The 19,069-nt window shown below is 70.4% G+C and carries 17 protein-coding genes and 1 pseudogene; 12 read left to right on the forward strand and 6 right to left on the reverse strand.

What is annotated here, in order from left to right; genetic code table 11:
- Positions 1 to 257: 257 nt before the first annotated feature.
- From ACFYW8_RS20435 to ACFYW8_RS20475, 9 genes and pseudogenes are all read left to right on the forward strand, one after another.
- Positions 258 to 1,478 carry a M20 family metallopeptidase gene (locus tag ACFYW8_RS20435; protein ID WP_389077293.1) on the forward strand — a complete coding sequence of 407 codons (1,221 nt, stop codon included), beginning with the start codon at positions 258 to 260 and terminating at the stop codon, positions 1,476 to 1,478.
- A 370-nt stretch (positions 1,479 to 1,848) separates the two neighbouring features.
- Positions 1,849 to 2,904: a BMP family protein gene (locus ACFYW8_RS20440; protein WP_389077121.1), complete on the forward strand. Its 1,056-nt coding sequence runs from the start codon at positions 1,849 to 1,851 to the stop codon at positions 2,902 to 2,904.
- A 314-nt stretch (positions 2,905 to 3,218) separates the two neighbouring features.
- A complete protein-coding gene (locus ACFYW8_RS20445; RefSeq protein ID WP_389077125.1) occupies positions 3,219 to 4,274 on the forward strand; it encodes a BMP family protein in 1,056 nt (351 codons plus the stop codon).
- Positions 4,275 to 4,517: 243 nt separating this feature from the next.
- Complete coding sequence (locus ACFYW8_RS20450; protein WP_365870925.1) at positions 4,518 to 6,209, forward strand: ABC transporter ATP-binding protein; 1,692 nt, start codon at positions 4,518 to 4,520, stop codon at positions 6,207 to 6,209.
- Positions 6,209 to 7,333: an ABC transporter permease gene (locus ACFYW8_RS20455; protein WP_389077130.1), complete on the forward strand. Its 1,125-nt coding sequence runs from the start codon at positions 6,209 to 6,211 to the stop codon at positions 7,331 to 7,333. Before ACFYW8_RS20450 ends, ACFYW8_RS20455 begins: the two co-directional genes overlap by 1 nt.
- Positions 7,330 to 8,595, forward strand: coding sequence for an ABC transporter permease (locus ACFYW8_RS20460; RefSeq protein WP_389077134.1), 1,266 nt, complete (start codon positions 7,330 to 7,332; stop codon positions 8,593 to 8,595). Before ACFYW8_RS20455 ends, ACFYW8_RS20460 begins: the two co-directional genes overlap by 4 nt.
- On the forward strand, positions 8,592 to 9,005 hold the full coding sequence (locus ACFYW8_RS20465) for a cytidine deaminase (protein ID WP_389077139.1): 414 nt from the start codon (positions 8,592 to 8,594) through the stop codon (positions 9,003 to 9,005). The genes ACFYW8_RS20460 and ACFYW8_RS20465 overlap by 4 nt, the downstream gene beginning before the upstream one ends.
- Before the next feature lie 67 nt (positions 9,006 to 9,072).
- On the forward strand, positions 9,073 to 10,356 hold the full coding sequence (locus tag ACFYW8_RS20470; protein WP_365870698.1) for a thymidine phosphorylase: 1,284 nt from the start codon (positions 9,073 to 9,075) through the stop codon (positions 10,354 to 10,356).
- A 169-nt stretch (positions 10,357 to 10,525) separates the two neighbouring features.
- A pseudogene (locus ACFYW8_RS20475) lies at positions 10,526 to 10,702 on the forward strand (STAS domain-containing protein); the annotation flags it as partial.
- A gap of 39 nt (positions 10,703 to 10,741) precedes the next feature.
- On the opposite strand, the gene ACFYW8_RS20480 reads toward ACFYW8_RS20475, so the two are convergent.
- Positions 10,742 to 11,818 carry a sigma-70 family RNA polymerase sigma factor gene (locus ACFYW8_RS20480; protein WP_365870697.1) on the reverse strand — a complete coding sequence of 359 codons (1,077 nt, stop codon included), beginning with the start codon at positions 11,816 to 11,818 and terminating at the stop codon, positions 10,742 to 10,744.
- A 143-nt stretch (positions 11,819 to 11,961) separates the two neighbouring features.
- Entirely contained in the window at positions 11,962 to 13,314 is a 1,353-nt protein-coding gene (locus ACFYW8_RS20485) for an MFS transporter (protein WP_389077148.1), read from the reverse strand.
- Between the two features lie 62 nt (positions 13,315 to 13,376).
- On the opposite strand from ACFYW8_RS20485, the gene ACFYW8_RS20490 reads away from it, so the two are divergent.
- Entirely contained in the window at positions 13,377 to 14,339 is a 963-nt protein-coding gene (locus tag ACFYW8_RS20490; RefSeq protein WP_365870695.1) for a LysR substrate-binding domain-containing protein, read from the forward strand.
- A 64-nt stretch (positions 14,340 to 14,403) separates the two neighbouring features.
- Here ACFYW8_RS20490 and ACFYW8_RS20495 read toward each other — a convergent pair whose 3' ends face one another.
- Positions 14,404 to 15,165 carry an alpha/beta hydrolase gene (locus tag ACFYW8_RS20495; protein WP_389077155.1) on the reverse strand — a complete coding sequence of 254 codons (762 nt, stop codon included), beginning with the start codon at positions 15,163 to 15,165 and terminating at the stop codon, positions 14,404 to 14,406.
- A gap of 294 nt (positions 15,166 to 15,459) precedes the next feature.
- On the opposite strand from ACFYW8_RS20495, the gene ACFYW8_RS20500 reads away from it, so the two are divergent.
- Positions 15,460 to 16,614: an adenosine deaminase gene (locus ACFYW8_RS20500; protein ID WP_389077160.1), complete on the forward strand. Its 1,155-nt coding sequence runs from the start codon at positions 15,460 to 15,462 to the stop codon at positions 16,612 to 16,614.
- Positions 16,615 to 16,757: 143 nt separating this feature from the next.
- On the forward strand, positions 16,758 to 17,111 hold the full coding sequence (locus tag ACFYW8_RS20505; RefSeq protein ID WP_389077165.1) for an ATP-binding protein: 354 nt from the start codon (positions 16,758 to 16,760) through the stop codon (positions 17,109 to 17,111).
- Positions 17,112 to 17,297: 186 nt separating this feature from the next.
- Here the strand turns inward: ACFYW8_RS20505 and ACFYW8_RS20510 are convergent, their stop codons facing one another.
- The 3 genes from ACFYW8_RS20510 to ACFYW8_RS20520 all read right to left on the reverse strand — a co-directional run bounded on the left by ACFYW8_RS20510 (position 17,298) and on the right by ACFYW8_RS20520 (position 18,814).
- Positions 17,298 to 17,501, reverse strand: a complete 204-nt coding sequence (locus ACFYW8_RS20510) for a PspC domain-containing protein (RefSeq protein ID WP_365870691.1) — start codon at positions 17,499 to 17,501, stop codon at positions 17,298 to 17,300.
- Between the two features lie 113 nt (positions 17,502 to 17,614).
- Positions 17,615 to 18,166, reverse strand: a complete 552-nt coding sequence (locus ACFYW8_RS20515) for a VanZ family protein (RefSeq protein WP_365870690.1) — start codon at positions 18,164 to 18,166, stop codon at positions 17,615 to 17,617.
- A 63-nt stretch (positions 18,167 to 18,229) separates the two neighbouring features.
- Positions 18,230 to 18,814: a hypothetical protein gene (locus tag ACFYW8_RS20520; RefSeq protein WP_365870924.1), complete on the reverse strand. Its 585-nt coding sequence runs from the start codon at positions 18,812 to 18,814 to the stop codon at positions 18,230 to 18,232.
- Between the last annotated feature and the right edge of the window lie 255 nt (positions 18,815 to 19,069).

Genomic DNA, 19,069 nt, shown 5'->3' on the forward strand with positions numbered 1-19,069 from the left:
GACGAGGGAATGCGCTCGGGTATGACGGGCGTTCCCTCGTGCACATCGGCGGGCGATCCCCGGCCGACCCGGATCAGAGCCGGTCACCCGCGTCCGTTCAAGATCCAAACGCCCGAAGAGCCGGGCGAGTCTACCCATCCTCGTCGCCGACCATGCGCCGCGCGGTCAGATTTTCTTCCCCTAACGGGCTGAACTTTTGTTGATCGTGGGTTAGTTGGCCGCCCGATCGTCCTACCCTTCAAAGGGTGAACCAACTGATGTCCCGAGAGTCCGAGGCCGATCTCCCCGGGGAGCCGCTGCTCCCCGGCGCGCTGCCCGAGGCACTGCGCGCCGAACTCGTGGCGTTCCGTCGCGACTTGCACATGCACCCGGAACTCGGCAATCAGGAGTTCCGTACGACCGCGGCGATCAAGGCGCGCCTGGAGCGGGCGGGCCTGAAGCCGCGCGTCCTCGCCATCGGGACCGGCCTCATCTGCGACATCGGGGACGTGGACGACGTACGCCCCATGCTGGCGCTGCGCGCCGACATCGACGCGCTGCCCATCCCGGACACGAAGAGTGAGTGCGCGTACCGCTCGACCGTGCCCGACCGGGCCCACGCCTGCGGCCACGACGTCCATACGGCGGTCGTGCTCGGCGCCGGTCTCGTCCTCGCGGACCTGCACGCGCAGGGGCTGCTGCCCCGGCGCGTCCGGCTGATCTTCCAGCCCGCGGAGGAGGTGCTCCCCGGCGGCGCGCCGGACGCGATCGAGTCGGGCGTGCTCGAAGGAGTCGGGCGGATCGTCGGCGTGCACTGCGACCCGAGGGTCGACGCGGGGCGCATCGGACTGCGGCACGGCGCCATCACCTCGGCGTGCGACCGGCTGGAAGTGTCCCTGGACGGCGCGGGCGGTCACACCGCGCGCCCCCACCTCACCACCGACCTCGTCACCGCCGCCGCGCGTGTCGTGACCGACGTGCCGGCGCTCGTCGCCCGGCGCGTGGACGCCCGCAGCGGGCTCGCGGTCACCTGGGGACGCATCGAGTCGGGTCACGCCTGCAACGTGATCCCGCAGCACGCCGAACTGTCCGGGACGATCCGCTGCCTGGATCTCGACGCCTGGCGGGCCGCGCCGGACCTCGTCCACGCGGCCATCGACGAGATCGCGAACCTCTACCGTGCCAAGTCCGAGATCAACTACATCCGGGGCGTCCCGCCGGTCGTGAACGACCCGGCGGTCACCGAGCTGCTCCGTGACGCGATGACCGCCCGACGCGGCGCCCAATCCGTCGAGGACACCGAGCAGAGCCTCGGCGGCGAGGACTTCTCCTGGTACCTGGAGCACGTGCCCGGCGCGATGGCCCGGCTCGGGGTGCGCCCGCCGGGCGACCGCGCCGTCCGCGATCTGCACCGGGGCGACTTCGACGCGGACGAGTACGCGATCACCGTCGGCGTCGAGATGTTCACCGCGGCGGCGCTCCTGGACGAGCGGAACTGACGCCTCCGGGACCAGGACCCGCCCGGACGGGTCCGGCGGCGAAGGGCGCCGGGCACGGCCGGTGACTCCGGTCGCGCCCCCGGAGCCCCCGCAGTAGCGTGGTCCAAGTCATCGTCAATGTCACTCCGTGGAGCAGGAACCATTCGCTCCGTCACCCGGGCTCCGTTTTCCGGACACACCGGGTGATGGTCGTGGAGGGTGCTGCATCCCCAAACGCGCCTTTCGATCCCGTGGTTCACAAGGACGTAACCGGCCATCGGCACGAATGGATAACGGCCAGGCGAAACCCCGTTCCCTGGACGGTCTACGCGCGTTAATGTGCGCCGAACTCAGCACCCACTGCGGGGCTTTGGAGAATGGGGAGCTTCAGATGCGTCGGATAGCCAGCCTGACCCGCGTCGCGGTGGGGGTCGCGTCGCTCGCACTCGCCGCCACGGCCTGCGGCAGCACCAGCAGCACCAGCACCAGCAGCAACAGCAGCGCGAGTGGCGGCGCCAAGGGCCTCGCCATCGCGTACGACGTCGGCGGCAAGGGCGACCAGTCCTTCAACGACGCCGCGTTCGCCGGACTGGAGAAGGCGAAGAAGGAGTTCGGCTACCAGACGGCCGACGTCGAGCCCACCGACAACGAGACGGACGCCGACAAGCAGCAGCGTCTGGAGTCGCTGGCCAGGCAGGGCTACAACCCGGTCATCGGCATCGGCTTCGCCTACGGTCCCGCGCTGGAGAAGGCCGCCGCGAAGTTCCCGAAGACCAACTTCGGCATCGTGGACTCGGTCGTACCGGGCAAGAACGTGGCCTCCCTGGTCTTCGCCGAGCAGGAGTCCTCGTACCTCGCCGGTGTCGCGGCCGCCAAGGCCACCAAGAGCAACACCGTGGGCTTCGTGGGCGGCGTGGACGTTCCGCTGATCCACAAGTTCGAGGCCGGCTACACCCAGGGCGTCAAGGACACCAAGCCCGGCGTGAAGGTCCTCTCGCAGTACCTGACGCAGACCGCGGCGGAGGGTGGCTTCTCCAGCCCCGACAAGGGCAAGGCCGCCGCCGAGGGTCAGATCGAGAAGGGCGCCGACGTCCTCTACGCCGCGGCCGGTCTGTCCGGCCAGGGTGTCATCGAGGCCGCCGCCAAGGCGAACGTGTGGGCGATCGGTGTCGACTCCGACCAGTACAAGCAGCAGGCGCTGGCCCAGTACAAGGACCACATCCTGACCTCCGCGCTCAAGGACGTCGGCGGCGCGGTCTACACGCTGTCCAAGTCGGTCCACGACGGCAAGCCGCTGACCGGCACGCAGACCTTCGACCTCAAGGTCAACGGTGTCGGCCTCGCCGACAGCAACCCGAAGATGGCGCAGATCGCCGGTCTCACCGACGCCGTGGCCAAGGCCAAGGCGGCCATCGTCGACGGCAGCATCAAGGTCAAGACCAGCTAGTCGCCGCGAGCGGCGGGTGATCGCGGCGGGCCGGTCCCGCCACCTCCCCGCCGGACGGGCGAACACGGTCGAAGCGCAGCGGAACGGGCGGGCACCCCAGGTGCCCGCCCGTTCCGCTGTCCGTTTCCGGGGTCACCCACCGCCACATTCCCTTTGCGATCGGCAAGTCTCCGGCCCTCGGGCAAGTGGCGTCGGGCACAGCCGGATAACAAGGTGGACAGAAGGGGTTTTCTAGTTGGTCTACGCGCGTTAATCTGCGGCGAAGCCAGCGCCGAAGCTGAACCGTCAGGCGCTGAACGACAGGAGCACAAGTAATGCGCCGGGTTACCCGCATCGCGCTCGCAGGTACTGCGACCGCCTCTCTCGCCCTCGCTCTGTCCGCCTGTGGCGGCACCTCGACCTCCGCCTCGTCCTCCTCGGACTCCAAGGGCGGTCACAAGGGCCTCGCCATCGCGTACGACGTCGGCGGCAAGGGCGACCAGTCCTTCAACGACGCCGCGTTCGAGGGTCTGAAGAAGGCGAAGAGCGAGTTCAAGTACGCCACCGCCGACGTCGAGCCCACCGACGGCGAGACGGACGCGGACAAGACGCAGCGTCTGGTCTCGCTGGCCAAGCAGGGCTACAACCCGGTCATCGGCATCGGCTACTCCTACGGCCCGGCCGTCAAGGCCGCCGCGGCGAAGCTCCCGAACACCACCTTCGGCATCGTCGACGACTCCACCGTCACGGCGAAGAACGTCGCGGACCTGGTCTTCTCCGAGCAGGAGGCCTCGTACCTCGCCGGCGTCACCGCCGCCCTGTCCACCAAGACCGGCACCGTCGGCTTCGTGGGCGGCGTGGACGTTCCGCTGATCCACAAGTTCGAGGCGGGCTTCGAGCAGGGTGTCAAGGACACCAAGCCCGGCGTCAAGGTCCTCTCGCAGTACCTGACGCAGACCGCCCAGGAGGGTGGCTTCGCCAGCCCCGACAAGGGCAAGACGGCCGCCGAGGGCCAGATCGAGAAGAAGGCCGACGTCGTCTACGCCGCGGCCGGTCTGTCCGGTCAGGGTGTCATCGAGGCCGCTTCCGCCAAGAAGGTCCTGGCCATCGGTGTCGACTCCGACCAGTACCTGCAGCAGGCGCTGGCCAAGTACAAGGACTCGATCCTGACCTCCGCCACGAAGGACGTCGCCAAGGCGGTGTACAACCTGGCGAAGTCGGTCGAGGACGGCAAGCCCGAGAGCGGTATCGTTCGGGGCGATCTGAAGTCCGGTGAGGTCGGCCTGGCCGATTCCAACCCGGCGTTCAAGAGCAACACCGCGATCCAGGACGCCGTCAAGGCCGCCCAGGAGAAGATCATCAGCGGTGCGATCAAGGTCAAGACCAGCTGACGAGCAGTACCTCAGGAGCAGCCAATGCGGTCCCGGGGAAGTTCGGGTACGTCTCTGTGCCGTCCGGCACGGGGAGGAGCCAGTTCTGCCCCGGAGCCGCTTGGTAACCGCGGGGTTACGTCCGCTCAACGGGATACGAGGAGTCTTGCTCCCCGTATCCCGTTCTCGCGGCGCGTGGCCCCTTTCGTTGCCGTAGGGGCGCTACGCGCGTAGACGACCCCCTTTCCCTCAGGAGAGTGCGCCATCAACGCGTCAAGCAGCCCTCCGGCCGGCGCGGTCAACGGTCAGGCGACCGCTGTCGAACTCGCCGGGATCACGAAGCGATTCCCTGGCGTCGTGGCCAACCACGACATCCACCTCAGCGTCCGCAAGGGCACCGTGCACGCCCTCGTCGGCGAGAACGGCGCCGGCAAGTCGACGCTGATGAAGATCCTCTACGGCATGCAGAAGCCGGACGAGGGCACCATCGCCGTCGACGGCGAGCAGGTCACCTTCTCGTCGCCCGCGGACGCCATCGGCCGCGGCATCGGCATGGTCCACCAGCACTTCATGCTGGCCGACAACCTCACCGTCCTGGAGAACGTCGCCCTGGGCAGCGAGAAGCTGTACGGCATCGGCGGCAAGGCCCGTCGAAAGATCGTGGAGCTCTCCGAGCGCTACGGCCTCGGGGTCCGCCCGGACGTCCTGGTCGAGGAGCTCGGCGTGGCCGACCGGCAGCGCGTGGAGATCCTCAAGGTCCTCTACCGCGGCGCCCGCATCCTGATCCTGGACGAGCCCACCGCCGTCCTGGTGCCGCAGGAGGTCAACGCTCTCTTCGACAACCTGCGCGAACTCAAGGCCGAGGGACTGTCGGTCATCTTCATCTCGCACAAGCTGGGCGAGGTCCTCTCGGTCGCCGACGACATCACGGTCATCCGGCGCGGTACGACGGTCGGCACCGCAGTGCCCTCCGAGACGACCCCGCGTCAGCTCGCCGAACTGATGGTCGGCAGCGAACTGCCGACGCCGGAGACCTCCGAGTCCACGGTCACCGACCGGGCGGTGATCGAGGTCGAGGACCTGACGGTCTTCGCCAAGGGCTCGGTGTCGATGGGCAAGGGCTCGGCGGCCCTGCTCATGGACCAGGTGGAGCGCGGCGAAGTACGGCTCGTGCTCGACCATGTCTCCTTCACCATCCACGCCGGTGAGGTGATGGGTATCGCGGGTGTCGAGGGCAACGGCCAGACCGAACTCATCGACGCGCTCATCGGCCTCAAGGGCGCCGACTCCGGTGTCATCCGCTTCGCGGGCGAGGACATCACCGGCCTCTCGACGCGCAAGCGCCGCGAGAGCGGCATCGGCTACATCCCCGAGGACCGCCACCGCCACGGCCTGCTCCTGGAAGCGCCCCTCTGGGAGAACCGCATCCTCGGCCATGTCACCGAGAAGCCCAACGCCAAGGGCATCTGGATCGACATCAAGGGCGCCCAGCAGGACACCCGCCGCATCGTCGAGGAGTACGACGTGCGCACCCCCGGCATCGACGTCACCGCGGCCTCCCTGTCCGGCGGCAACCAGCAGAAGCTGATCGTCGGCCGCGAGATGAGCCACAAGCCGAAGTTCCTGATCGCCGCCCACCCCACCCGCGGTGTGGACGTCGGCGCGCAGGCGCAGATCTGGGACCAGATCCGCGCGGCGCGCCGCGAAGGACTCGCCGTCCTGCTGATCTCCGCGGACCTGGACGAGCTGATCGGCCTGTCCGACACGCTCCGGGTGATCTACAACGGCAAGCTGGTCGCGGACGCGGACCCGGCCACCATCACCCCGGAGGAACTCGGCTCGGCCATGACCGGTGCCGCTTCCGGACACCTGGAGAACGAGGAGCTCGCCGAAGCGGCCGAGCTCGAAGAGCCCGCCGAGAACCCGGCGGACGCCCCGGAAGACGAGGCCCGCTGATGAAGAAGTTCGACAAGGAGCGTCTGCTCCTCGGGGTGGCCGGACCGGTCATCGCGCTCGTCGTCGCCGTGGCGCTGACCTCGGTCGTGCTGCTCGCCTCGGGCAAGAGCCCGATCGAGCCGTACACGATCATGTTCCAGCAGGCGACGTACTCCGACATCCAGGTCCTGATCATCAACCAGGCCTCGCTGTACTACATCGCGGCGCTGGCGGTGGCCATCGGCTTCCGGATGAACCTGTTCAACATCGGTGTGGACGGCCAGTACCAGCTCGCCGCCATGGCGGCCGCGATCGTCGGCGCGCACGTCGCGCTGCCGGCCGTGCTCCAGGTCCCGCTGCTGATGGTGACCGCCATCTGCACCGGCGCGTTCTGGGCCGGTATCGCCGGTGTCCTCAAGGTCACCCGTGGGGTCAGCGAGGTCGTCGCGACGATCATGCTGAACGCGATCGCGACCTCCGTCATCGCCTACCTGTGGCTGCCCGACGTCTTCGGCGTCAAGCTCGGCAACAACAACACCACCGGCGAGATGCACAAGTCCGGCTGGGTCCCCGGTTTCAGCATGGGTGACGCGGGCGAGATCTACGGTCTGGTCATCCTCGCGGTGGTCCTCGGCATCGGCTACTGGATCGTCCTCAACCGCACCCGCTTCGGCTTCGACCTGCGCGCCTCCGGCGCCTCCGAGTCCGCCGCCGCGGCCAGTGGTGTCGACCCCAAGCGCATGGTGCTCACCGCGATGCTGCTCTCCGGCGGCATCGCCGGTCTCGCGGGTCTGCCGATCCTGCTCGGCGACACCCACACGTACAGCCTGAACTTCCCGGTCGGTATCGGCTTCCTCGGTATCGGCATCGCCCTGCTCGGCCGCAACAGCCCCGTGGGCATCGCCTTCGCGGCCCTGCTGTGGGCCTGGCTGGACAAGGCCTCGCCCGAGCTGGACTTCCACGGGTACGACAAGGAAATCGCGGTCATCATGCAGGGCCTGATCGTGATCGCGGTCGTGGTCTCGTACGAGGCCGTCCGCGAGTGGGGTCTGCGCCGCCAGCAGCGCCGCGTCGGCGCGGAACTCGCCGCGGGCAACGTCCTCGGCGCCACCGACAACACCCAGAAGGAGGTGGCTGGCCAGTGACCACCGCAACCGACGTCAACCAGCCCACGCAGCAGCCCGCGGCTCCCAGCGGCCGCCGGATGTCGCTCCCCGTCCTCCTGCTGGTGATCGCGGGCGGCCTGGCGCTGACCTCGATCGTCCGCATCATCACCGGCGCCGACGGCATCACGAACGTCAGCCAGATGTCCACCGCGCTGGAGCTGGCCGTCCCGATCGGTCTCGCCGGTCTCGGTGGTCTGTGGGCCGAGCGCTCGGGCGTCGTCAACATCGGCCTCGAAGGCATGATGATCCTCGGCACCTGGTTCGGCGCCTGGGCCGGCTACCAGTGGGGCCCGTGGACCGGCATCCTGGTCGGCGTCATCGGCGGCGCCGTCGGCGGTCTGCTGCACGCGATCATGACGGTCACCTTCAACGTCAACCACATCGTCTCCGGTGTGGCCATCAACATCCTGGCGCTCGGTGCCACCCGCTATCTCTCCCCGCTCGCCTTCGAGGGCGTCCCGGGCGGCTCGGCCAAGCAGTCCCCGCCGGTCGAATCGCTCGGCCAGTTCACCGTGCCAGGGCTCTCCGACTGGCTCACCACCCTGAACTCCAAGGGCTGGTTCTTCGTCTCGGACGTCGCGGGTCTGCTCGGCGGCCTGGTCACCGACGTCTCCTGGCTGACCCTGATCGCCGTCGCGCTGATCCCCGCCACCTGGTGGATCCTGTGGCGCACCCCGTTCGGCCTGCGCCTGCGGTCCTGCGGTGAGAACCCGATCGCGGCCGAGTCGCTCGGCGTGAACGTCTACAAGTACAAGTACATCGCCGTGATCATCTCCGGTGGTCTGGCCGGCCTCGGCGGTGTCTTCCTCTCCATCGTCGCCAACCCCTTCTACCTGGAGGGCCAGACCGCCGGCCGCGGCTACATCGGTCTCGCCGCGATGATCTTCGGCAACTGGATGCCCGGCGGTCTCGCCCTGGGCGCGGTCCTGTTCGGCTACACCGACAGCCTCAACCTGCGCGGCGGCTCGGAGAACGTCCACGCCCTGCTGCTGCTCGGCGCCATCCTGCTCGTCATCGGCGCCATCTGGCTCGCGGTCAAGAAGAAGTACGTGTCCGCCGTCATCACCCTGGTCGTCGGCGTCCTCGTGTACCTCTGGTACGCCACGACCAACGAGGTGCCCAGCCAGATCGTCTCCGCCACGCCGTACGTCATCACCCTGCTCGTCCTCTCGCTCTCGGCGCAGCGGCTGCGCATGCCGAAGGCCGACGGCCTGCCGTACCGGAAGGGACAGGGGAAGTGACCCCCGCCGGCGTGGAGTCCGCGGACCTCGACTGGGAGGAGCTGCGGGAGGCGGCCCGTACGGCGATGACCCGCGCGTACGCCCCCTACTCGGAGTACCCGGTCGGCGCCGCCGCCCGCGTCGACGACGGCCGGATCATCTCCGGCTGCAACGTCGAGAACGCCTCCTACGGCCTCGGCCTGTGTGCCGAGTGCGGTCTGGTCTCCGAGCTGCACACCACCGGTGGCGGCCGGCTGACGCACTTCACGTGTGTCGACGGGCGGGGCGAGATCCTCGTCCCGTGCGGACGCTGCCGGCAGCTGCTGTTCGAGTTCGGCGGGGGCGACCTCGTCCTGGAGACGCCGGACGGGCTCGTGTCCCTCTCCGAGATGCTGCCGCAGGCCTTCGGCCCCGGACATCTCACCAAGTAATGCCCCGCGGCCCCTCCCGATCGACCGATCCCGGGGAGGGGCCGCTCATCTTTTCGGAAGGAACGCCATGGCCATGGACGCCGTCTCCGTCATCCGCACCAAGCGGGACCGCGCCGAACTCAGCGATCCGCAGATCGACTGGGTCATCGACGCGTACACCCGCGGCGAGGTCGCCGACTACCAGATGGCCGCCCTCAACATGGCGATCCTGCTCAACGGCATGAACCGCCGTGAGATCGCCCGCTGGACGGCCGCGATGATCGCCTCGGGCGAGCGCATGGAGTTCTCGTCCCTGTCCCGCCCGACCGCGGACAAGCACTCCACGGGCGGTGTCGGTGACAAGATCACCCTCCCGCTGGCCCCGCTGGTCGCCGCCTGCGGCGCCGCGGTGCCGCAGCTCTCCGGGCGCGGCCTCGGCCACACCGGCGGCACCCTGGACAAGCTGGAGTCGATCCCCGGCTGGCGCGCGCTGCTGTCCAACGAGGAGATGCTGCACGTCCTCGACACCACGGGCGCGGTCATCTGCGCGGCCGGCGACGGCCTCGCCCCGGCCGACAAGAAGCTCTACGCGCTCCGCGACGTCACCGGCACGGTCGAGGCCATCCCGCTCATCGCCTCCTCCATCATGTCCAAGAAGATCGCCGAGGGCACCGGCTCGCTCGTCCTCGACGTGAAGGTCGGCTCCGGCGCCTTCATGAAGACCATCGAGGACGCCCGCGAGCTGGCCTCCACGATGGTGGGCCTCGGCACCGACCACGGCGTGAAGACGGTCGCGCTCCTCACCGACATGTCGACGCCGCTCGGCCTGACCGCGGGCAACGCGCTGGAGGTCCGCGAATCGGTCGAGGTCCTCGCCGGCGGCGGCCCCGCCGACGTCGTCGAGCTCACCATCGCCCTGGCGCGCGAGATGCTCGACGCGGCCGGAATCAAGGACGCCGACCCGGCGAAGGCGCTCGCCGACGGCTCCGCGATGGACGTGTGGCGCCGCATGATCGCCGCGCAGGGCGGTGACCCGGACGCCGCGCTGCCCGTCGCCCGCGAGCAGCACGTCGTGACCGCCCCGGCCTCCGGCGTGCTGACCCGTCTCGACGCGTACGACATCGGGATCGCCGCCTGGCGCCTCGGCGCCGGACGCGCCCGCAAGGAGGACCCGGTGCAGGCCGGCGCGGGTGTCGAGCTGCACGCCAAGCCGGGCGACACGGTGACGGCGGGCCAGCCCCTCATGACCCTCCACACGGACACCCCGGACCGCTTCGAATACGCGCTCCAGGGGGTCGAGGGCTCGTACGACATCGCCGCGGCGGGCACGGACTTCAAGCCCACCCCGATCGTGCTGGACCGTATCGCCTGACCTGCGGTTTCCTCATTCCGATGAACGGGACCGGTGGACCTCCACCGGTCCCGTTCGGCATGCCGTACTCGGCGAGGCACCGATGTGATCCGCCGAGCCGCCCGCGATGAGTTCCGCTCCCCTCGACGGTCTACTGACTGTGGATTCCGCGACACCGGCCGTACTCGTGATGCCAGGACTCGTCACCCGGGACGAGGTACCCCGGCTCTGCGAGGCCGTCCGAGCGCTCCTCGGGGTGACCGGCGGCGGGGTCGTGGTCTGCGATGTCACCGGCCTCGGACCGCCCGGCCTCGCCGCCGTCGACGCGCTGGCGCGCATGGAGCTGACGGCCCGCCGGGCAGGAGGCCGGATACGTCTGCGCGGCCCGGACCCGGCGCTGCGCGCCCTACTCGACCTGGTCGGCCTCCGCTTCGAGACCTCCGACAGCTCCGTGTCCACCGGTTCCCCGGGCCCTGAGAGCCTCGGCCTCTTCGGGTCCGTCGAGGCGCAGGGGGAGTCCGAAGAGCGGGAACCAGCGGGCCGTGTCCAGGAAGCAGTGGAACCCGGTGATGCGCCCCTTTGAGATCTCCAGCGCCTGCACCGCCCAGGGCGTGAAGCCGCCCGCCTCCTCGTCCGGCTTGTACTGGGCGAAGCCCGGCAGGCCGTTCACGTCGACCGGGATCAGGAGCGAGCCGGCGCAGGCCGCGCCCAGCGTCGTCATGAAGCCGGTGATGTCCTCGGTGCCGCGCAGCCACAGGTCGAACGGCGGCATCGTCATGATCGCGTCCTCGTGGAGGAGCGCCGTCAGAGCCGTCATGTCGTACCCCTCGAACGCCGCCACATAGCGCTCCAGGAGTCTCCGCTGCTCCTCGTCGAGCGGGTCGGAGGTGGCGGCGTCCGCGCCCGCCCCGTCGTTCTCGGCGAGGGTGGCACGGGCCCGCTGGAGCGCGCTGTTGACCGACGCGACCGTGGTGCCGAGCAGCTCGGCGACCTCGCTCGCCTTCCACGCGAGGACCTCGCGCAGGATGAGGACCGCGCGCTGCTTGGGCGGCAGGTGCTGCAGGGCCGCCATGAAGGCGAGCCGCACCGACTCCTTGGCGACCGCCGCCTCCGCCGGATCACCGGCCGTGGGCAGCACGCGGGCGTCCGGCACCGGCTCCAGCCAGGTGTTGTCCGGGCGCGGGGTGAGCGCGGCCTGGGCGAGGGGGGAGGGAGCCGTGAGATCCATCGGACGAGCCCTTCGGTTGCCCGCGTTGAGCATGTCCAGGCATACGTTCGTCGCGATCCGGTACAGCCAGGACCGCATCGAGGAGCGGCCCTCGAACTTGTCGTAACTGCGCCAGGCCCGGACCATCGTGTCCTGCACCGCGTCCTCGGCCTCGAAGGACGAGCCGAGCATCCGGTAGCAGTACCCGGTCAGCTCGACCCGGTGCTTCTCCAGCCGGACGTCCAGGTCCGCGGTCGTCGCCGTACCCTCGCTCATGGCCAACCCCACCCTGTGGCTGTTTCCGTTCAGCGCGTCATTGCGCCGGCACTTCGGAAGCTACCGCAGCCCACTGACAATGGCGTGCGGAGCGGGGAAAACAGCAGGTCACAGGGGGTGTTCCGGAGAGCGCTCCGGGTTGCTCAGCGGGCCGGTGCCGGTGCCGGTGCCGGTGCCGACTGGCGGCGGGAGGCGGTGCGGGCCGCGTGGGAGCCGAACACGGTGATGGAGACGACACCCAGCACCGCGAACAGCCCCATGGCCACCGTGCCCGCCCAGCCCCCCGCGCGGAAGGCGACCGCTCCGAGCGTGCTGCCGGCGCTGGAGCCGATGTAGTACGCGGACTGGTAGAGGGCCGACGCCTGCGCCCGCCCCTTCTTCGCGGTGTGGCTCACCGACGACGACGCCACCGCGTGGCCCGCGAAGAAGCCCGCGGTGATCAGGACCAGGCCGGGCAGAACCAGTGCCACGGAGTCGCCGAGAGTCAGGAGCAGACCCGCGGTCGTGGTGCCGCCGGCCAGGTAGAGGGAGCCGCGGCGGCCGAGGCGGTCTGCCAGCCGGCCAGCCGTCGACGCCGACACCGTACCGACGAGGTAGACCAGGAAGACCGAGCCGACGACGCCCTGGGGGAGCGAGAAGGGCGCCTCGCTGAGCCGGTAGCCGATGACCGTGTAGACCCCGCCGAACACCATCATGAACAGCGCGCCGATCGCGTACAGGCGGCACAGCAGCGGGTTCGCGAGATGGTCGCGCACCGTGCGGGCCAGCACCCGGGGCCGCAGCGACCCTGGCGCGAAGTGCCGGGGCGGCGGAAGCAGCAGCCGGAAGGCCGCCGCGCAGACCACGGCGATCAGCCCGATCGTGCCGACGGCCGCCCGCCAGCCCCACTCCTGCGCGACCCAGCCGGTGATGACCCGTCCGCTCATACCGCCCACGCTGTTGCCCGCGACGAACAGACCGATCGCGGTGATCAGCGCCTTGGGGCGGACCTCCTCCGCCAGGTAGGCCGTCGCCGACGCCGGGAGTCCCGCGAGGGCCGCGCCCTGCACCGCCCGAAGGGCCACCAGCGCGCCGATCGACGGCGCGAAGGGGACCAGGAGGCCGACGGTGACCGCCACCGTCAGGGACGCCGTCATCAACGTACGCCGCCCGAAACGTTCCGACAGCGCGCTCATCGGGAGGACGAACAGCGCCAGCCCGCCCGTCGCGGCCGACACCGTCCAGCTCGCCTCGCTCGCGCTCACCCCGAAGTCCGCGGAGACCAGCGGGAGCAGGGCCTGCGTGGAGTAGAGGAGCGCGAAGGTCGCGACGCCCGCGAGGAAGAGCGCGAAGCTCATCCGGCGGTAGCCGGGCCCACCGGGGGCCATGCGGGAGTCGGCAACGGGGACGGCCGGGGCCGGGGCCGGTGCGGGGGCGGGGACGGAGGTGGCGGCGGGGCCGGGAGCGGAGGCGGTGGCGCCCACGGTGGTGGGCGCCCCGGTACTGGCGGAAGGCATGCCTCGAACCTAGGGACCCGTCGTTCATCCGTCCAATGCATGGAATCGCCATAATCGTTCCCATGGGGCATCAGCAGAGGTCAGAGGCTCACCTGTCACCGTTCAGTGACACAGAAGACGGCGCGCACTTTTCGAGGCTGCTCGCCCCACGCCTCGCGTACTTCGCCGGTGTCGCCCGCACCGAGCACGTCACCCGGGCCGCGGAGCAGATGGGGGTCCCGCAGTCGACCCTGTCCAGGGCCATGGTCCGGCTCGAACAGGACCTGGGCGTAGACCTGTTCGCGCGGCGCGGCCGGACGGTGTCGCTGACCCCCGCCGGCCGTACCTTCCTCTCCTCCGTGGAGCGCGCCCTCGCCGAGGTCGAGCGCGCCGCCGACGAGGTGCGCGCGGACGCCGACCCGGCAACCGGCAAGGTCGCGTTCGGCTTTCTGCACACGATGGGCTCGGAGACGGTGCCGGGGCTGATCCGCGCGTTCCGCGCCGACCATCCGCGCGTCCGCTTCAGCCTCGTGCAGAACTACGGGGAGGCGATGCTGGAGCGGCTGCGTTCGGGCGAGCTGGACCTGTGTCTCACCTCGCCGGTGCCGGACGCGCCCGACCTGGTGGGCCGCCGGCTCGACGAGCAGAAGCTCCGCCTGGTCGTGCCCGCCGACCATCCGCTGGCCTCCCGCAGACGCATCCGTCTCGCCGAGGCGGCCGACGAGACCTTCGTGACCCTGGAACCCGGCTACGGGATGCGGCGTATCACCGACGACCTCTGCCAGGAGGCGGGGTTCCGGCCGCGCATCGCCTTCGAGGGGGAGGAGGCGGAGACGCTCCGGGGCCTTGTCGCCGCCGGACTCGGCGTCGCCCTCCTGCCGCCACCGGCCGTCGCCCGCCCGGGAGTCGCCGAGCTCACGGTCACCGCCCCGCGCGCCGTGCGGGAGATCGGGGTCGCCTGGCTCGACGGCCACCCGGACACCCCGCCGGTGGCCGCCTTCAAGAAGTTCCTGCTGTCCCGCCGCGGCCGCCTGCTGCCCGACTGAACCGCCGGGCGACTCCTCGACGAGTGACTCCGCTGTCTCGCTTCCGGGCCACTCCGCTTCCGGGCTACCGGCGCAGCGACTGCCCGAAGCCCGCCGCGAGGGGCATCCGCAGGCCAAGCGGCGGCGGTGCGGCGAAGGCGTCCTCGACGGGGCGCGAGAAGGCGTGTCCGAACAGCGTGCCCAGTACGAAGTCCTCCGCGAGGGAGAGGACTTCGTGCCGGTGCTGGTGCAGCGCGTGCCCGTCCGAGTGGACCTCGAAGCGGCAGATGCCGCGGTTGGCCTTCTTCGCGCGCGCCGCGAACCGGAACGACAACTCGGGATCGGTGCGCTGGTCGTTGGTGCCGTGCACGATCAGCACGCGCCGGCCGGCCAGGTGCTTCACCGGTTCGGATGGCGCGGCGACGTCGTCCTCGGGCAGCCAGGGTGCCAGCGCCAGCACGGAGTTGACGGCCGGATGCCCGCCCGCGCGCAGCGCCGCCCGGCCGCCCATGTCGATACCGGCCAGGCATACGGGGACGTCGCCGTAGCGGCGGACGACCTCGTCCGCGGCCCAGGACGCGTCGGCCGCGAGATGGGCCTCGCTGCCGTTCCAGCCGCGGACGCGGTAGTGCACCACGTGGGTGACCAGGCCTTCCGCGCGTCCGGCGCGGGTCAGCCGGCGCCCCAACGCGCGTACGGAGGCGGTCGCCATCATGGGGGAGGGTCTTCGGGCCGAGGTCTCGTCGCCGCCCGGCAGCAACAGAACAACTCCGCTGACCGCCGTCGGCTCGGGGCCGAGCGCCCTCCCCAGCCGGGCCCTGCGAACCGGCGTCGCTTGCTGTGCCATCTCTCTCCTTGCGTGGGATTCCGGCCCTTAGGCCCGGGCGGGAAACGCACCGTGCGTGCCGGAGACGCTACGTGGCGTAGTACGCTTGGCGTCTGCCTTCGGCAGCGGTCAGGGCTTGGCCGTCATGAGACTCCTTGGAGTCGAGTGAGAAGCCCCCTCCTTCGCGAGGGGGAGGAGTCACGACAGAACAGTGTCAGAAGCAAGGGTGTACGCCACCCGTCCGCACGGTCACCGTTACGTATCGACGGATTCGTACAACAGGAGATCTACGCGCGTAGGGTCTAGAGTGCGAAAATGACGAGCCAGATCCGGAACACCCCGAGCTCGGAGCAGATCCGCCGGGCGCCCAAGGTCCTGCTGCACGATCATCTCGACGGGGGACTGCGCCCCGGCACGATCGTCGAACTCGCCCGGGAGACGGGCTACTCCGACCTCCCCGAGACCGACCCCGGCAAGCTCGGGCTCTGGTTCCGTGAGGCCGCCGACTCCGGTTCGCTGGAACGGTATCTGGAGACCTTCGCCCACACCTGCGCGGTCATGCAGACCCGGGAGGCCCTGGTGCGGGTCGCCGCCGAGTGCGCCGAGGACCTCGCCGAGGACGGGGTCGTCTATGCCGAGGTGCGGTACGCGCCCGAGCAGCACCTGGAGGGCGGGCTCAGCCTCGAAGCGGTCGTCGAGGCCGTCAACGAGGGCTTCCGGGAAGGGGAAAGGCTGGCCCGGGAGAACGGCCACCGCATCCGCGTCGGCGCCCTGCTGACCGCGATGCGGCACGCGGCCCGCGCCCTGGAGATCGCCGAACTCGCGAACCGCTACCGCGACTTGGGCGTCGTCGGCTTCGACATCGCGGGCGCCGAGGCCGGCTTCCCGCCCACCCGGCACCTCGACGCCTTCGAATACCTGAAGCGAGAGAACAACCACTTCACGATCCACGCCGGCGAGGCCTTCGGTCTGCCGTCCATCTGGCAGGCCCTGCAGTGGTGCGGCGCCGACCGGCTCGGGCACGGCGTCCGCATCATCGACGACATCCAGGTGCGCGAGGACGGCTCGGTGCAGCTCGGGCGGCTCGCGTCGTACGTCCGCGACAAGCGCATCCCCCTGGAGCTGTGCCCCAGTTCCAATCTCCAGACCGGTGCCGCCGACTCGTACGCGGCCCACCCCATCGGGCTGCTGCGGCGCCTTCACTTCCGTGCCACTGTCAATACCGACAACCGATTGATGTCGGGTACGAGCATGAGCCAGGAATTCGAGCACCTTGTCGAAGCGTTCGGTTATTCACTCGACGACATTCAGTGGTTCTCGGTCAATGCGATGAAATCGGCGTTCATTCCTTTCGATGAACGACTCGCCATGATCAATGACGTGATCAAGCCTGGATATGCAGAACTCAAGTCCGAATGGCTGTTCCAGCAGACCGCTTCGACCAGCGGTTCTGTGGAGGATCAGGCCTGACCGGAGCGGGCGGTAATTGGCCGGGTCTTCACTCCTTCTCCATGACTCGGCCGCTTTTCCGTGTTTGCGGAAGGCGGGTTTGCGTGTTTACGGTTTTGGACCGCTCACATCCCCGCCTCACCCATCCCAAGGACGCACTCACGATGAAGCAGTCTGCTGCCAAGACCCTCGGTGTCGCCGCTCTCGGCGCCGCTTTCGCCGCTGTCGGCGCGGGCGCCGCGAACGCCGCCCCGGCCGTGCCGGACACCTCCGCGGCCCTGGACACCGTCACCAGGACGCTGCCCGCCGAGACCGTCGCCTCGGCGCTGCCGGCTGCCGGTCAGGCGCTCGCCCAGAGCCAGAGCGCCCTCGGTACCGGCGTGGCCGCCTCGCAGCCCGCCGCCGCGCGCGTGCTCGCCGACAGGCCTGCCGCGCCCATGGCCGGACTGCTCGGTGGGCTGCCGCTGCAGGGGCTGCCCACGCACGGTCTGCCGGTGAACGGGATTCCGCTGGGCTGACGCTCTCCGCCCTCTCCGCTCCTCGCTCCCCGCTCTCCATCGGACGCGGGTCCCCTGTCTGTCCGAGCTCGGGGCCCGCCCGCAGCGGGGAACGAACGCTCCGGCTGTACGAACGCCGGTGGGGCGCATCCTCGTCGGGTGCGCCCCACCGGCGTTCGTCGCGTGCTCTCCGGGTGTCCGCCCGGGTCACCAGGCGGCGCGGGAAGCCTTGTCCTCGGAGGGGAAGAGGATCCACAGCGCTATGTAGAGCAGGAACTGCGGGCCGGGAAGCAGGCAGGACAGGACGAAGACGACACGCATCGTCGTCGCGGAGGTGCCGAAGCGCCGCGCCAGCGCAGCACACACTCCGCCGATCATGCGGCCGTTCGTGGGGCGGGCAAGGGCGGTCATGGTGGCTCCTTCGCGAACCGTCGTCGAGTGCCGGCAGGCCGGCTCCGTCATCCTCATCGGTGCCTTCACCGATGTCTTCGACGCTACGTGGACGAAGCGGGCGAAGCGTCGCTCTACGGAGCGATCCCGACCCTGGGAATCGTCGGGGTCCGACCCTGAGCGGGGTCCTCCCGAAGGACGGCCGCGCGCCGCCGTGTCTCCGCCCGGCGACGGAACCGGGCCCTGGCGGCGGGCACCATCGCGAGGTGCGCGAGGGCCACGCCGAGGGTGTTCAGCATGATCGAGTCGATGTCCACGACCTGGCCCGGGACACCGGTCTGGAGCAGCTCTATGCCCAGCGACAGCAACGCCCCGGCCGCGGTCGTCCGCAGGAGGGAACCGAGCGGGGAGACGGCGAGTCTGCCTCCCGCCGCCGGGAGCAGGACGCCCAGCGGGGCGAGCAGTCCGAGGCCCGCGGCGATACGGCGGGCCGCCACCTCGGGGCCCAGCGCGAGGTCGGCTCTGATACCCGCGAAGGGCCGCAGGTTGGCGGCGCTCACCCAGGGGACGTCCAGCGGACGCAGCGTGATCCAGGCGACGAGCGCCAGGTGTGCGACAAGGAGGACACCTCCTGTCACACGGACGCGGGTGACGGCGCTGCCGCCGTCTGAACCTTGACGCTGCACGCCCCCCAAGACGCGAGGTCCGGCACGATCGGTTCCGTGGCGCGGGTTTTCGCCCCTGTCACGTCAGGAGCCCTGGACCGCCGTCGACGCCGGGGACGTGTCGCTCGGGGCGGCACGCGCCTCGGGGGTGCACTCGTAACTGCGCAGGGGAGCGGGTGCGGGACCGCCCAGGACGACGCTGCCGTCGTCCCGTGCCGCGGCCGAGTCCGAGAAGGTGCAGACGATCTGGGCGAGCGCCGTCGAGGTGAGGTCCTCCGGCCGGGTGCTCAGCCGGAGAGTGTCCTCGGGGTCCCCGTCGTGGGGCCCGCCGACCGTCATGCCGCCGCGTACGTCCGTCGTGTACCCGGCCTGCTCCTCGGGCGTCGAGGGTGCCTCCGCGAGCTCGTCGAGCAGCGCCTGCGCCACCAGGACCCGGCGCTTCGCCTCCGCCGTACCGTCCGCGATGCGCACCGACCGGTCGACGGTCACCAGCTGTGCCGAGCAGAGCAGGAAGACCTGGACCGGCACCCCGTGCGAGGACTGGGTGGAGATGTCGGGGGCGGAGAGGGCGCACGGTACCCGCGAGGGCGCCGGACCGAAGTCGGTGGGCACCTGTGTGGACCGGATGCCGCACCCCGTGACCAGCACGGCGAGCAACGGAACGGCCAGCCAGGCCCCCGTCCACCGCGGCCGCGGCCGCCGGGACGGGCGGCCGGGCGTCGCCGAGTCCGTCACCCGGGGACGCGCGGCCTGCGGGGAGCCGGTGGCCTGCGGGCGGACGGTCTCCGGCAGTTCGGTGGCCTGCAAGCGGACGGTCTCCGGCAGGTCGGTGGCGCGGGCAGGGATTGTCCGCGGGTGCGGGGAGCCGGTGGCCCGCGTCGACCGGGTGGCCCCTGCGCCGGAGGGTCCCGGGGAGGGGGTGGC

This window comes from Streptomyces sp. NPDC002742 (assembly GCF_042888885.1).
Classification (GTDB): domain Bacteria; phylum Actinomycetota; class Actinomycetes; order Streptomycetales; family Streptomycetaceae; genus Streptomyces.